The sequence below is a fragment of the Paenibacillus sp. FSL P4-0127 genome, from assembly GCF_038007325.1.
Lineage (GTDB): Bacteria > Bacillota > Bacilli > Paenibacillales > Paenibacillaceae > Fontibacillus > Fontibacillus macerans.
Window position 1 is genome coordinate 5,101,742 of record NZ_JBBOWY010000001.1, and the last position, 14,309, is coordinate 5,116,050.

11 protein-coding genes and 1 tRNA gene are annotated in these 14,309 nt (G+C 48.5%); 1 reads left to right on the top strand and 11 read right to left on the bottom strand.

All coding sequences use genetic code 11. The features are described 5' to 3' along the window. Positions 1-203 precede the first annotated feature (203 nt). The 4 genes from NYE74_RS22920 to NYE74_RS22935 form a co-directional block, all read right to left on the bottom strand. The gene (locus NYE74_RS22920; protein WP_036628355.1) at positions 204-1,601 is read right to left on the bottom strand and encodes an ABC transporter substrate-binding protein; all 1,398 of its coding nucleotides are present in this window, start codon (positions 1,599-1,601) and stop codon (positions 204-206) included. A 35-nt stretch (positions 1,602-1,636) separates the two neighbouring features. Then, on the bottom strand, positions 1,637-3,112 hold the full coding sequence (locus tag NYE74_RS22925) for an ABC transporter substrate-binding protein (protein ID WP_155620398.1): 1,476 nt from the start codon (positions 3,110-3,112) through the stop codon (positions 1,637-1,639). 57 nt (positions 3,113-3,169) lie between these two features. Continuing rightward, positions 3,170-5,026: an ABC transporter permease gene (locus NYE74_RS22930; RefSeq protein ID WP_316560741.1), complete on the bottom strand. Its 1,857-nt coding sequence runs from the start codon at positions 5,024-5,026 to the stop codon at positions 3,170-3,172. A gap of 687 nt (positions 5,027-5,713) precedes the next feature. Continuing rightward, on the bottom strand, positions 5,714-6,658 hold the full coding sequence (locus NYE74_RS22935; protein ID WP_155620396.1) for an Rpn family recombination-promoting nuclease/putative transposase: 945 nt from the start codon (positions 6,656-6,658) through the stop codon (positions 5,714-5,716). Positions 6,659-6,992: 334 nt separating this feature from the next. Here NYE74_RS22935 and NYE74_RS22940 point away from each other — a divergent pair, with 334 nt between their 5' ends. After that, on the top strand, positions 6,993-7,268 hold the full coding sequence (locus NYE74_RS22940) for a tyrosine-type recombinase/integrase (protein WP_394373450.1): 276 nt from the start codon (positions 6,993-6,995) through the stop codon (positions 7,266-7,268). Here NYE74_RS22940 and NYE74_RS22945 read toward each other — a convergent pair. The 7 genes from NYE74_RS22945 to NYE74_RS22975 form a co-directional block, all read right to left on the bottom strand. After that, positions 7,269-7,353: transfer RNA gene (locus tag NYE74_RS22945), tRNA-Leu, on the bottom strand. It abuts the gene before it with no gap. A gap of 91 nt (positions 7,354-7,444) precedes the next feature. Next, positions 7,445-7,945: a MarR family transcriptional regulator gene (locus NYE74_RS22950; protein ID WP_036623908.1), complete on the bottom strand. Its 501-nt coding sequence runs from the start codon at positions 7,943-7,945 to the stop codon at positions 7,445-7,447. A gap of 102 nt (positions 7,946-8,047) precedes the next feature. Next, positions 8,048-8,629 carry a pyridoxamine 5'-phosphate oxidase family protein gene (locus tag NYE74_RS22955; protein ID WP_155620395.1) on the bottom strand — a complete coding sequence of 194 codons (582 nt, stop codon included), beginning with the start codon at positions 8,627-8,629 and terminating at the stop codon, positions 8,048-8,050. A 505-nt stretch (positions 8,630-9,134) separates the two neighbouring features. Beyond that, complete coding sequence (locus NYE74_RS22960) at positions 9,135-9,959, bottom strand: carbohydrate ABC transporter permease (RefSeq protein WP_316560743.1); 825 nt, start codon at positions 9,957-9,959, stop codon at positions 9,135-9,137. Continuing rightward, a complete protein-coding gene (locus NYE74_RS22965) occupies positions 9,952-10,842 on the bottom strand; it encodes a carbohydrate ABC transporter permease (protein ID WP_240752593.1) in 891 nt (296 codons plus the stop codon). Before NYE74_RS22965 ends, NYE74_RS22960 begins: the two co-directional genes overlap by 8 nt. Before the next feature lie 144 nt (positions 10,843-10,986). After that, on the bottom strand, positions 10,987-12,339 hold the full coding sequence (locus tag NYE74_RS22970) for an ABC transporter substrate-binding protein (protein ID WP_240751600.1): 1,353 nt from the start codon (positions 12,337-12,339) through the stop codon (positions 10,987-10,989). Between the two features lie 149 nt (positions 12,340-12,488). Continuing rightward, positions 12,489-14,306 (bottom strand): cache domain-containing sensor histidine kinase, encoded by a 1,818-nt coding sequence (locus NYE74_RS22975; RefSeq protein ID WP_240751599.1) that lies wholly within the window; start codon positions 14,304-14,306, stop codon positions 12,489-12,491. Positions 14,307-14,309 lie beyond the last annotated feature (3 nt).

The window sequence follows — 14,309 nt, forward strand, 5'->3', positions numbered from 1 at the left end:
TAAGCTGGCTGCGATCAAGGGACACGGTGCTGCATTTCTGCCGTATTTGTCCATAAAAAAAAAGAGCTGTACAACATACAGCTCAAGCCTTGATCCGGATCTCCCATACAATCGATTTCAATCATACTTCGGCACTCTCTCCTCATTCGGCTCTGCTACTTCCCTCCATCTTACACAGTATTCAACTCAAGTTTATTGGGCTATCATTTCTTTACAGATTGATCAAGCAGCGTTTGCGCTTCGGACTTTACGGTTGCTACCGCATCATCAAGGGATTTTTGCCCTTTTTTCACAAGCTCTAGTTCTCGGCTTAAGACCGCCGCAAAATCGTTGAAGAATGGATCAGGCAGCTTGTACCAATCGTCACTACGCCTTGGAAATTTTGATTTTAACCGATAGAACGGCTCTAAACTGATTCCTTCATAGTCCTTCATAAATCCTGATCGACTTAATAACAGTTGCTGACCTAACAACAATTCATTAGATTCAGAGCTAGCACGAGCATAATCTTCACCGCACACATACTTAATAAATTCCCATGCGGCATCTTGATGGACTGATGCTTTATTAATGGCGAATATATCACCTGGTGTTACATAAGTTGATGTAGGATCAAGAGGATCGACGGGTCCGGCGGCAATCCCAAGTTCAAAGGGGACATCATCGTTCACATCATTCTTGAAATGATCCATAAGTGCTAGCGACGTTACCGATCCAATATGCATAGCAGAACGCCCCATGAGAAATGGTTGGCTGTCATAAAACTCCTCTTTCGTTCCACGGGTGAATAATTCATCCATAGAATTAAAAATAGCTCCCGATTGGCCTGCCTCAATAGCAGTCTGAATCACTTTCTTCCACGCATCTGTATCTAAGGTCACCTGCATCTTATCTGTGTTCACGATCGACAATCCTTCAGCCCGGCTCATCTTATCAATCAGTGTAACTAGATCCATAGGGGCTTCATACACATCTCCACCGCTATATCCGTAAACTCGTGTCTGTTTATCCCCTTCAGTAGGAAAACGGCGGGCAAGCTCAATGATGTCGTACCAACTCATTCCATCAGATGGTAACTCTATGCCATTTTTCTTGAACAGGTCTTTGTTATAAAATATCGCCTTGCTTGAGAATGACGGAGTAAGCCCATACAATTGACCACCGCCTAGTTCACGAAACTGATCAACTAAACCAGGAACGAACCCATCTAGATTATAGTTATCTCTAGCACTAAGCGAATCAAGTTCAGTCAGTACTCCATCGTTAATTTGTTTTTTAAACTGATGAGCATCCAGAATCAAGATATCCGGCTGTTCTTCACGGATAAACTCTGCATACACCTCTTCCTTCGTCTTGTCCCCCATATCCTTGTAAATGTCCGCATCACTGATGACTTCAAATTGGATATGATCATTAAGCGTCGTGAACGAATCTCCATATTGCTTGTAGAATAATTCCGAATCCTGATAGATGACCTTAAGCGTAGTCGTCTCTTGATTCTCCTTTGGTTCAATCGGACCCTTAGATTCACTTGTACAACCTACTAGTACCAGGCAACTAATAACAAGCATCGTAAGTACTTGCAACCATGTTTTGTTCATCATCGACTCCTGTCTCTGCTCAACATGCAGCATAGTCATTTAAAAGGTACTGTCTTGAAATCATCCCAATGGATGGTCATGTCTTCCGTTGCCATGCCCTTGTCCGGCTCTGAACTCCCATTTTCTCCATTAACTGTCCTGACAAGGACTGCTTCATCAAGGGCAGCTTGCGCATCTCGTTGAATCGTCTGTAGTGCGTCATCAAGGGATTTTTGAGACTTCTCTACTTGGGTCAATTCACGATACGAAATCTCCTCATATCTTTCTTTGAATTCATCCGTAATAATACTACTATTAGGATCATCATAATAATTACTTAGCGGCAAAGAGGTTAAGTGATAGAATCCATCCAAGTTAATTCCATAATAATCGCTTGTTTGACCCATGCGTGAAGGTATACCATGATCAGGTCTTCTCGCCAATTTGCTGGCAACCTTATCACCCTGCATAAACTTCAACAATTCCCATGCGGCATCTACATTGGAGGAATTGGCACGAATCGCATATACATAGTCATTATTCATATTCAGATCTCTGGTTATTTCTCGGTTGGACGGGTCTGCTGGACCAACCACCATACCCACCCTAAATGGCTTAACCCCTGATTTATCACTTTTTATATAGTCAAGTACACTATAGGCCCAGCTAGGTTCATCAGTGATCAACATCGCTTGCCGCCCCTTAGCAAAAAGTTGCTGTCCATCGAAATCTTCATCCGCGTTAAATCCTCCCTTGTGAAGGGCATTCGTTGATAATGCCGCTTGAGCTTGTTCGTACGCTTGCTTCCAGCCTTCTGTATCCATTGTAACTTGCAATGTATCAAGGTTAACTGCCTTTAATCCCATAGATAAACCGATCCACGTACCTAGTTCATCCAGAGGGTTTTCTTTGTTTAACCCAAAACTAGTGAATCCCCCGTATATCCTAGACTGCTCATCTCCATCGGTAGGAAATCGTGCTGCTAAGTCGATCAGCTCTTGCCAAGTCATCCCGTCGCGTGGCGGCTCAATTCCATATTTCTCAAACAGGTCAATATTGTAAAAAATGGCTTTTCGCTGGAATGTAGGTGCAAAACCATACAACTTCCCGCCGCCTTGCTCCCTGAGAAAGCTGGTGATGGAAGGATAAATCGTGTCGATATTGTAGTGATCCCGCACCGCCAGCGGTTCAAGATCCAACAAGAACCCTGCTGCTGATAATCGGTTATAATCATCAATACTTAAGTAAAGAACATCGAGTTGTTCTTGTTCGATAGACTGCTCAAGAGCCTGCACATAGTTCGAAGCGGTCTTCTCAAGTTCCACACTTTTGGGTCTAACAAGCTGAATCTTAATCGAACCGTTCTCGGCATGGAACATATCACCGTATTGATGATTAAAGTATCTGTTTTCTTTGTCGTAAGTCATCACCTTCAACTTAACAGTGTTTGCCGCCGGCGAGCTTGTACAACCTGCCAACCCAATCATTAGTAAACCTATAAGCAGCATCGATGTTAACTTGAACTTGCGCAAACGGAATCCCCCTTTTTGAAAAACTGATTCATCTTTCCCATAAGTCCTGGCGGCTGTTCATACCATCATTTTCTGTAAAGCTTTCACATAACGCGATCTCGCCATGATAAAGTAGACGGTCTGGGCGGCCAGAAAAGCCAGTGCCACTGTAAAAGTACCCGTATAGACATAGACATGCGAGATCCTCATATATCTCAGTACAGACTTCAAAACCACAAGCGTTTGTATCGCGGATATCGGAATCGGAATAAAAAAGATAAAAGCAATTTGCTTCGTAGCCGCCGCGCTCATTTCTCCGCTGCTCAATCCGATCTTGGACAGGGCATGGTACGTTCGGCTGTCGGCAGATAGCTCCGTATAAAGCTTGAAGTACAAAAAGCTTGCCGTCGAAATCGAGAAGATCAGGGCGATAAAAATTCCGATAAAGCTGAACACGGAGGTCGTATCTTTCGTGCTCCGGTATTTGTCGGAACGAACCGTCAAAATATTATTCAGACAGTCTGCGACGCAGCCGTTCATTTGCTGCTGATTCCATGCGTACAGCTCTCTGCCGATCTTGGATTGCTCATCTTGCAGCGAGGGAAGCTGTGTCCAGGATGGTACATGATAGTGATACTCTGGTCTGCTAGATAAATCAGCTGTTAATTGGGTAAAAAAGGCATCTTCAACAATGAGCATAACCCCTGCATTACTAACGCCTCCCAACTGGGGTATGCTGATTTCCTGCACAATCGTAATGCTGGACTCGGTTCCCTCAAACTTTAAGGGCTGCCTGGGCAAACGTTTAACGTCCGGATAAACCGCCACAGCCGTTTGCCAAGGCAGATTCTCCAACGGCTCTACCTCCAGCAAAGCCGCCAGTTCATTAAACTGGCTTGCCCGAACAAACTCTACATCGCTGCCAGTTGTTGGGTCGTGGGCATAATTCTGCAGCATAGCGCCAATCGAATCTATCCGATACCGCTCAAAAGCGATGCCCGCTTCCTGCATGGACTGCTCAATAGTGGCCAGCTCCGCATCGATACGCTCTGGCTGATATACGTCATACCTGAAAGCAAATTTATTGTTCAAAAACTGCTGCTTGTTGTCTTGATCAACGGCCAGTACGAAGCCTGCACTTATGCAAGCGATCGAAGTAACAACCGTCACCAGAAACAGCATTTTGGCATTATCCTTCAGCTTATAGCTGATCTCGGAAATCCACAGCAAATTAGTGCCGCGCCATACACGCCTTCGATTTCGTTTGAGCAAACGAATGAGGAGAACTGACAGTTGGGAGTAAAAGAAATAGGTGCCGGAAATACCGGAAAAAGCGGCGATCATCAGTACTTTCGGAGATAGAGTGTCTTTGTCGAGGGCCACAAAACTAATAGTCAGTAAAATCGCGCCCAATATGGAAAGCCAAATTGAAACTTTCGGCTCCCGCTTCGGCCTGCTGCTGCCCTTCAAAAGCTCCAGCACCCGATTTTTGCGAATAAACAGCAGCGTAAATAGCGATATCGCCATAAATAAAGCAACAAAGCAGCTCGCCGTCAGTGCAATTGCCTTTACTGGCCAATAGAAGTTCAACTCGTTCATACCGATCATTTTTGTACTGACCAGTAAAAACAGCTTGGCCAACAGCAGCCCGCCGGCGATTCCGGTGACTATGGAAACTGTGCCGATGATCATATTTTCCAAAAAAATCAGGCCATTAATTTGTCCCGGCTGTGCGCCCAGTATCATTAAAATCCCAAACTCCTTATTGCGGGACTTCAAAAAGGCGCTGATCGAGTAGAGCACAAAAAAGATCGCAAAAATAAACACCACGTACGCGGCAACCTGCATGCAGATTAACGTCATTTTGCCCATCGGCGCCCGCTGAATTTCAGGATGATAAATGAAAACGGCATATGTAAAAAAAATCATCACCATAAATGCGCTGCTTAATAAATATCCCGTGTAAGCACGGCCGTTGCGTCTGACATTATTAAACGCGAACTGAGGAAAATTCATTTATATTCCCTCCCCAAAAAGACAAAAAATCGATAATTTTCTGAAAACTCGCAAAATGCGCATGCTTTTCATCCCTTTCAAGAGATGCCGCCCGATCATTGGTTCTTTCTCTATTAATGTACCTTATCGGCGGCTTGGGAACTATCGATTTACCTTAATCACAGCTTACATTATGGTTAAGATTATGTTCGCCTTTGCGTTCGGCAGTCTGTTCATTTTGTACATAAGTCCATCTCCTTTTTCCGACTTGAAAGTAAATCCAAGCGTGTGCGATGTTCGAACCAACTTATACAAAGAGGCTTTCCGTCTGATTGAGGATTATTACGGTGATCGCATTCATTTTTTTGAAACGCAAATTCCATTATCCGTCAAAGTTGGTGAAACAAACTTTTACTGTCTTACCTGCTCCACTGCTGCCGGGAAACATCGATTTCCGTATCGACAGTCCCTGGATTCCAGTTAAAGTATATCGAACATTTATGTATGAAACGTTTGGCACAGCCCAAATCATGACTCTTTCGGGATAACAAAATGAGGGTTTGGTAGAACACAAAGGAATGGAACACTAACCTATCAAAAAAGAAAACCGCTCCAAAGGAACGGAAATTAGTAAGCTTGCTTGCGCCAATCTTCAATAGTTTGGACCGAAAATCCGGTGGCTTGGGCAATAGATGAATCATCCATCCCCATTCGTATTAACTGTTTAGCTACTTCTTCTTTGCCTTTTTGCTCACCTTTGTGTTGTCCTCTGCGTTCAATATCATCCAAGATTTTTTCCAGTCCCATGAACGAAGCATCCCCTTTCACGTTTTGAATAAATTGCTGTAAGCTTGGCTCATTTTCCGGCAGCTTCTGTAGTAGAATGTTGGCCATCCAAGCCACAAATTTCTGCTGACTATCTGCCGGCAGTTGCTGAATCGTATTCATCAGCTTGCCGAGACGGTTCAATAACTGCTCCTGGTCTTCGGTCTGGTCGAGCAAGAAAACGGAGCCTATCGTATTCGACAACGACAATAGTTCTTCTTCTGTATAACGTGCAACATCTATAAGCAAATATTCAAAATTCAGCAGTTCCGAACCAAACAGGTTCTCGTTAGCAAGCAGCTTGCGGAACTCCAGCTCCGCTGACCACTTTAGCTTTCCATTATACAACACAATCGGAACAATCGGCGGCAATTGAAATGTTTTCCGGTTAGACAAAGCGTCCTCTTCATTTTGCAATAAGTAGCGCCAAATCTCCACCTGATACAAGAGCAACCGATAGGGCATCCGAAAATCCACACTAGATTGCATCTCCAGGAGCAAATAAAATACAACATCCTTGCCGTTCAGATTTACCCGGTAGACCAGATCGGCCTCCTGGCGCTTAAAGTCCTGCAGCACAAAGGAATGAGGAATCTCCTGTACATGCTCCTCGTCCACCGCTTGTACCCATCCTTTATTAATGAAAGAACGAAGTAGTTCCACAAAAAGCTTTTTACTGGAGAGTAAAAAGCGATAGGAGGTATCGTGCCGCTGATGCACCGTTTCTGGGTTCACATCTGAAGACATCCAATCTGCTCCTTTCCAATTTCCTATCTATATTATACGATTTTCCACCTTCCTAAACAACGAATGGAGGATGTGTTTCTATGACACAATACACCCTGTTTACCAAAGAGCAAATTAGATCAGCCAATCAGGTGAATTGGATTGAATTTGCAAAATCGCAGGGTTATGTACTTGAGTTGAAGAGGGGAGGCGGCTAGCTCCTTCTCGAGTAGAAGGGTCACCTTAACTGGAGCCCCCCCCAAGAGTCACAAGTGAATCTATAATAATGACTTACGTCAATAAGCTGGGAGAGTGAATTAAGCCGGGTTATATTACTCAACATTTTCCGCTCGTCCTGAAAAAACATAACTTGCGACGGATTCGGTTTCACGATCTTCGTCACAGTTGTGCCAGCTTAGTCCTTGCTAACGGTGTCAGCTTAAAGGAAATTCAGGAATGGCTGGGGCATAGCCATTATTCCACAACTGCCAACATTTATGTTCATCTTGAATACAGCTCGAAACTTTCTTCGGCCCAAGTAATGAGCAATAACTTGCAGATTCTAAGTATGCAAAAAGCCCTTGAATCTCCACCAAAAGGAAATTCAAGGGCTCGTTCATTGTTAAGCTGATGCGGTCGAGAGGACTCGAACCTCCACGGGGGGTTAGCCCACACGGACCTGAACCGTGCGCGTCTGCCAATTCCGCCACGACCGCGTATTTCGTTGATGCATTGTTTTGCAGCAACGAAATTTATAATATCACGAATATTTGGGGGAGTCAAGGCAGGAAAACAACTTTTTTACCGTTACTTAACCCCGGCCGATTGCCTCTCATTAAGAAAGTCGGCCATCGTTTGGAAGAACTTCAGCACCGCCAGCAGCTCGGCTTCGGCAAACGAGTCAAAGGTGTCCAAAAACCTGCGTTCCATCATCTTGTGCATCGCTTCATGCGCTTCGAAAATCCGCCTGCCTTTTGGCGTCAGGCTGAAGTACACTTCCTTCTTATTGTCGTTCAACTGGCCGCGCTTCACATACCCTTCCTCCAGCAGCTTGGCGCTGATTTTAGTAATGCTCGCTTTCGATAAATTCAGCTTGTCGGCAATGGTAGTGTTGTTGATCGGCTCGTGGTTGCCGATGCAGTCGAGCACATGAACGGTCGTCAAATTGTTCGGAAACGAGTCAAGCCCCATTTCCCGCGCCTGATCGGCGAATTCGTCCAACTCCCTATCGAACGACTGCTCCATCATATGCGAAAAATGGAGAAACTGCCCGTAAACCAGTTGCTTTAACTTCTCGGACGAGTTCACCTTCTCCCCCCCTTTCTTCCTGTTGAATTTCCGGTTTTGTTTACTCGATAACAATTTAAACAAGGATAATACTGAGGTTCATCAGGAATTATCTTTATTATTCTATTTTAGCAGGCGTTCGTTTTCTTGCAAATCAGGCAAACCAAAAGCCGTCGGCAATCCGTCGATACTTGCCGCGTTCTTTTCATGCCAGTACTTATCAAGCTGTTCTTTTCTGAACTTCAGCGATATTTCCTTGAGCTTCTCCCGGTCACCCTCATACTTCATAAATGGAACCCCAAAGCCGCACGAGTCCTGCACCATATGAACGTCAACGATAATCATTTGTCTTGCTCCCGGAAGCGGATCAAACAGCGGATACAGCTCCTCCCACCGGTTTGACCCGGGCAGCGCGACCGTCCCCTTACCATAAAGCCGCACAATGGAGGGCGGCCCCTCGAACGCGCAGAACATCAGGGTCACTCTGCCGTTCTCCAATATATGCGCGCTCGTCTCGTTGCCCGAGCCGGACATATCCAGGTAGGCCACCTGATTGTCCGACAGAATGCGAAAGGAGCTATAGCCCTTGGGCGATAGATTGACATGCCCTTCTTCCGACAACGGCGCCGAACCGACAAAGAAAAGATACTGGCGCTGAATGAACTCTTTATGCTTCGGCAAAAGAGCATCGTGTTTAATCCCCATTTCCTCTCCACCTTTTTCATGATATTGGCATGACATACAGATTTTCCTTAAATATTGTTAACCTTGAAACAAAATTATCATAATTACCTTTGGAAATCAATAGTAAAATGGATGTTTGACGGGTTGCTGGCGATCGTCCAAGAACCGTGCGAAAGAGCCGCATTCCTCTTTGTAGGATGCGGCCAATATTTAAAAGGGAGACAGACCTGCAAAACCAGACCGCCTGAGCAACTCCAGCGAAAAAATAAGGACATAAAGTGTCTTTATTTCGGCGATCCCCGCCCATTTGAGAGAAATAGAGACCTTTTATGCCGTTATTTTCCACGATCACAAGGAAATGGCCGAGATCTCCACCATTCATCGGATAATAAGTACATAAACTGCCGTTAATGGAGTGAACTAGCCAGGCTTCCGGATAATAAGTACATAAACTGCCGCTATATTTGAAGGCCGACGGGTGAGTGAAAAATTCAGCGGCCGGCCCGGCCGCCGCCCAGAGCCAACATCACTTCACCGAGCCGATCATCCCGGCCACGAAATGCTTTTGCATCACGAAAAATACGAGCGCCGTCGGCACCGTCGATATGACGATGGCCAGCATGATGAGTCCGTAATCCGGCGCGTAGCTGGAGCCCAGCGTCGAAATCAGCAGCGGCACCGTCTGCTTCTCCGGCGTTTGAAGCACGATCAGCGGCCACATGTAGTTGTTCCAGCTGCTCATGAACGTGATGATCGCCGCCGCCGCGTACGTCGTTTTCATCGTCGGCACATACACGCGGAAGAACAGCCCCAGTTCGGACAAACCGTCGATCCGTCCGGCTTCCAACAGCTCTTTCGGGAACATTTTCGTGCTCTGGCGGAAAAAGAAAATCAGAAATGCCGTCGTCATCGTCGGCAGCACCACCGCGGCCAGCGTATCGATGCCGATCAGCGGGATCAGGTTGGTGATTTTCCCGAACATCCGGTACAACGGCACCATCATCGCCGCAAACGGGATCATCATCGACAGCAGCAAAACGTTAAACACGATATCCTTCGCCTTGCTGCGGTAGATCTCAAAGCCGTAACCGGCCAGCGAGGCGATGAGCAGCGCCAGCAGCGTCGTCGATACGGAGACGATCAAGGAATTTTTCATAGCGCCGAGGATATCGACGGAATCCAGCAAATTACGCAGATTGGTCAGGAAATATGTTCCCGGCAGCAGCCGCCCCCGGGTGACATCGACGGACGGATTCGTCGAACTGACGATGATCCACAAAAATGGAAAAGTGGACACAAACGCCGCCACGACTAGAAACAGGTACATCGACAATCTTTTGACTTTAAGCATTGCGGTCACCTGCCACTTTAAATTGAAGGATCGACAGCACGATGATCATGATCACAATCGAATACGAAACGGTAGCCGCGTAGCCGAAATCCGCCGAATATTTGAACGACAGATTGTAAATGTACTGCGAGATCGAGGTCGTGGCATTGCCCGGTCCGCCCTTCGTAATGTTCATCACTTCATCGAACAGCTGCAGCGTGCCGATCGTCGAAGTGATCGAGGTGAACAAAATGATCGGCTTCAGCATCGGGACCGTAATGCGGAAAAACTGCTTAACCGCCGAGGCCCCGTCGATTTTTGCCGCCTCATAGATCGATGGATCGATATTTTGCATGCCGGACAAGTAAAAAATCATATTATACCCGGTCCAGCGCCACGTAATGGCGATAATGATCGTCACCTTCGCCCAAAACGGATCGGTGATCCAATGAATCGGTTCACCCGCGACATGCAGGCCCATCAGCAGCGAATTAACCAGTCCGCCGTCCGCAAACAAATATTTGAAAACAACCGAATACGCCACCAGCGAGGTGATGCAGGGCAGGAAAATCGCCGTCCGGAAAAAACCTTTCCACTTCAAATGGCGGTCGTTCAGCAGTACGGAAATAAATAAAGCCAGCAGCACCATGAGCGGCACCTGCACGATCAGGTAAATGAACGTATTTTTGACCGCGGTGATGAACATTGAGTCAGTAAACAGGCGTTTGTAGTTGCCGAGCCCGTTGAAGCTTAAGTTTGAGCCGGTGCCGGTCTGAAACGACAGGATCAGGGCCTGAATCATCGGGTAAAAATAAAAAACCGCGATCATCAACACAGCCAGGATCACAAACAGCCAGCCGACGGTGGAAGCTTTCAGGCGCATAGCAGAAGCTTTCAGACGCATGGCGGAGGCGGAAGCGGGGTCGGATGCTCTCATCATCGGGTTTCATCTCCTTTTTCTCTGATACAATCCATAAAGCCGGGCGGATAACAATAAAACCTTGAACCGGGAACAGCCCAAGGTTTTACCGTTATGACCGCGGGAGGTTTACTGCAATTGCGCTTCGGCCTGAGCCTGGGCTTCGCGAATGACGCTGTCCACGTCCTTGCCGTTCAGGTAATTTTGAATTTCAATGACCAGAATATCCTCGATCGCATAGGTGTGCAGCCCGTAATTGACCTTCGGCACCTCTTCCGTCCATTTGGCGAAGTCGGCGTAAATCTTCTGCCCGCCGAAATACTCGTCGGCTTTATCGTAAGCGTCGCCGCTGGAGGCGGCTTTCAGCGAACCGATGACCCCGGCTTTTTCCAGCATTTCCGAATACATCTCCGCATCGGAGCCAAACGTCTCGGCCAGAAAATTCGCGGCGATGCCCTGACTGTCCATGTTCATGACGTACCAGGAGCTGCCGCCAAGGCTTGACGCGCCTACCGCACCCGCGCTTCCGGCCAGCCGCGGCGTAGGCACGACCGCCCATTTGCCCGCTTGCGACGCCTCCGCCTTAACCGAAGGCGTAATCCAGTTGCCCGTCGGCACCGAAGCAACGTCGCCGTTGTTGAAGGCCGCCAAAAACTGGCTCCAGTCCGCGTTCATTTTGACGATATTGGCGTCAAACATCGCTTTGTACGTTTCCAGCGCTTCCTTGATGACCGGATTGTCCGCAAGGTTCGGCGTTTGGCCGTCCTCTTTCAAATACCAGGTGCCGGCCGACTGCGCCATCACCCGGATGATGCCGAGATCGTTCGGGTCCTGGGTCAGCATATCTTTGCCGGTCGCTTCCTTGACCTTTTTGCCGATTTCGATGTACTGGTTCCAGTCGATGTTCGTCAAATCGTCCACCGTATAACCGGCCTGCTCCAGATAGTCCGTGCGGACGTACAGCCCGGTGGCGCCGGAATCGAACGGCACCCCGTATTGCTTGCCGTTATAGCTGGTCGGCCCGATTTTGTATTCCGCGAAATCCTCCGCTTTGATCGCGTCGGACATGTCGCGGAACGCGTCGGGGTAAGCCTGCAGGAAGTTTTGCGCCCGATAGTCCTCGATCAGCACGATGTTCGGCAGGCCTTTTGTCGTACCCGAATTCAGTCCGGTGTTCAGCTTTTGCACGATATCGGCCTGCGCATATTCCACGATGTTCACTTTCACGTCCGGATGCTTCGCTTCATATCTCTCTTTGGCGATTTTAAGCGCGGCGATGTTGAAGTTAGGGTCCCAGGCCCAGACGGTGATTTCCTGGCTGCCGCCGGAACCGCCGCCGCCATTCCCCGCTCCCGAGTCCGCCGTCCCTTCCGGACCGCTGGACCCTCCGGACCCTCCCGCTCCGCCCGGCCCCGCCGAGCAAGCGGATAAGGTCAACATCAGCAGCATACCGGCAAGCATCAGAATCAAGCTTTTTTTCATCTTAGTTCATCCCCCTGCTTGTTTGTTTGGAAAGCGCTTCCTATTTCCGTTTTTATGATAGCATCGCGGCAATTAGGGCGGTTAGAAATATCTTTGTGCGGATTGGTGATTTTATTGTCCATTGCGGGAAAGCGCATTCACGGGTTTGGTCATATTTTTGGATTTTGGTAATTTATTTGGGCTGCTTTGTTTTCTTCAGCACCGGCCACCAGCGGCAGAACGATGCGGATTTTCGTCCCCTCCCCTTTGGCGCTGGAAATATGCACCCCGTAAGGCTCCCCATACAGCAGCTTGATCCGGTTGTCGACGTTTTGGATACCGATGCCGGTAAACAGCTGGCGGTTGCTTTTCGGATTCGGCAGCGCATCCGCGCCTTCGGTCAGCTCCATGCCGTCGCCGTTGTCGACCACCTCGCAGACCAGCGAGCCGTCGTTTTTCGAGATGAGGATGTAAATGGTCCCTTCGTTTTTTTCGTTGAAGGCGTGGAAAAAGGCGTTTTCGATAAACGGCTGGATGATCAGCTTCGGCACCTCGTAAAGCAGACAGTCCGGGGAGACGAAATAATTCACTTTGATCCGGTCGCCGTACCGCACATGATTGATGAACACGTAATTTTTCATGTTCTCCAGCTCCTGCCCGATCGTGATCGTTTCGCTGACGTTGCTGATCGTGTTTTGCAGCAGTGAAATCAGCGCGTTGATCGTTTCCGCGGCCGCACTTTTGCTCCCTTTTTGCACCAGCATTTTGATCGACGCCAGCGTGTTGTACAGGAAATGCGGATTAATCTGCCGCTGCAGCGCGGCCAGCTCCGCGTTCCGCTGCTCCTTTTGCGTCTCCAGCAGCCGGCGGATGTAATCGTTCAGCTCATCCAGCATGTAATTAAACGCCTTGCCCAGCTCTCTAACCTCAAAACCTCCGCTTACCGTTATGTAGTTGCTGAAATCTTTTTTCGCGATCGTGGACATTTGGCGCACAAGGCGCGTCAGCGATCCGGTCAGCCTGCGCGACATGACGAATACGGCCAGCATCGCAAACACGATGATGACCATGCAGGTAAGCGCCACGGACTTCACATTGATGATCTGCCTTGCGGTATACTGGCGGTCGATCAGGTTGACGAGGTAAAAGTTGTACGAGGGCAAGTTATTGGACAAAATAATCCGTTCCTTGCCCAGCACGGTGCCGCTGCGGTAATCAAGCCGCTTCTGGGCGATCGCTTCGGCATCGTCCAGCAGCTCCGGGGCCGCGGTCCCGATCAGTTCCGGCCGGTTGGCGGACACGATCATGCCGCTCCTATCGAGTACCAGCACATCGTTGCCGACGCTGGTGAAATTCTCGAAAAACTGCTTAAATTCCCGCTCGCGGATCGCGATGTACAATGTGCCGTAATGAAGTCCGCTGGTCCGGTCCACCAGCGCTTTGCTCGCGATGATAAAATGCTTCGGCCCGCCTTCGCCTTGCCGGGTATCGTATTGGTACAGAATGCGTCCGGGATTGGCCGCCGTCCTTGCGGTCAGCGGACCCGCCGCCAGCTCCTCCCCCGTCACCGGCCAGTAGGACCGGTCGGTCGAATAGCTTCGCCCGTTGATACCCGTGATCGTCACGGCCACATCAAAGGCGCCCAGATTGGTAGCAAGCCGGTCCATTTGCTCCGACATGCGGTAGAACACCTTGGACATTGAAACCGAATCCAGCTCCCCGCCGGTCAAATAGGTTTTTACCGTACCGCTCTGGGCGGCATAAGTAACGGCGTTAACGATCGAATCGTTAAACGAATCGAGGCTGGTGTTGATTTGCTTCAGCACCTTGCCGTTGGTGATGCTGAACGTTTCCGCAAACAGCCGCTCCGACATGCGGATCGTAATGAGCGACGTCAGCAAGCAGACGGCGACGATGCTGACCGTCATAACCAGGAACAGTTTGGTAAACAGCCGCACGCGGCCCAGTTTTTCAAGCGCTTTTTGCATAAA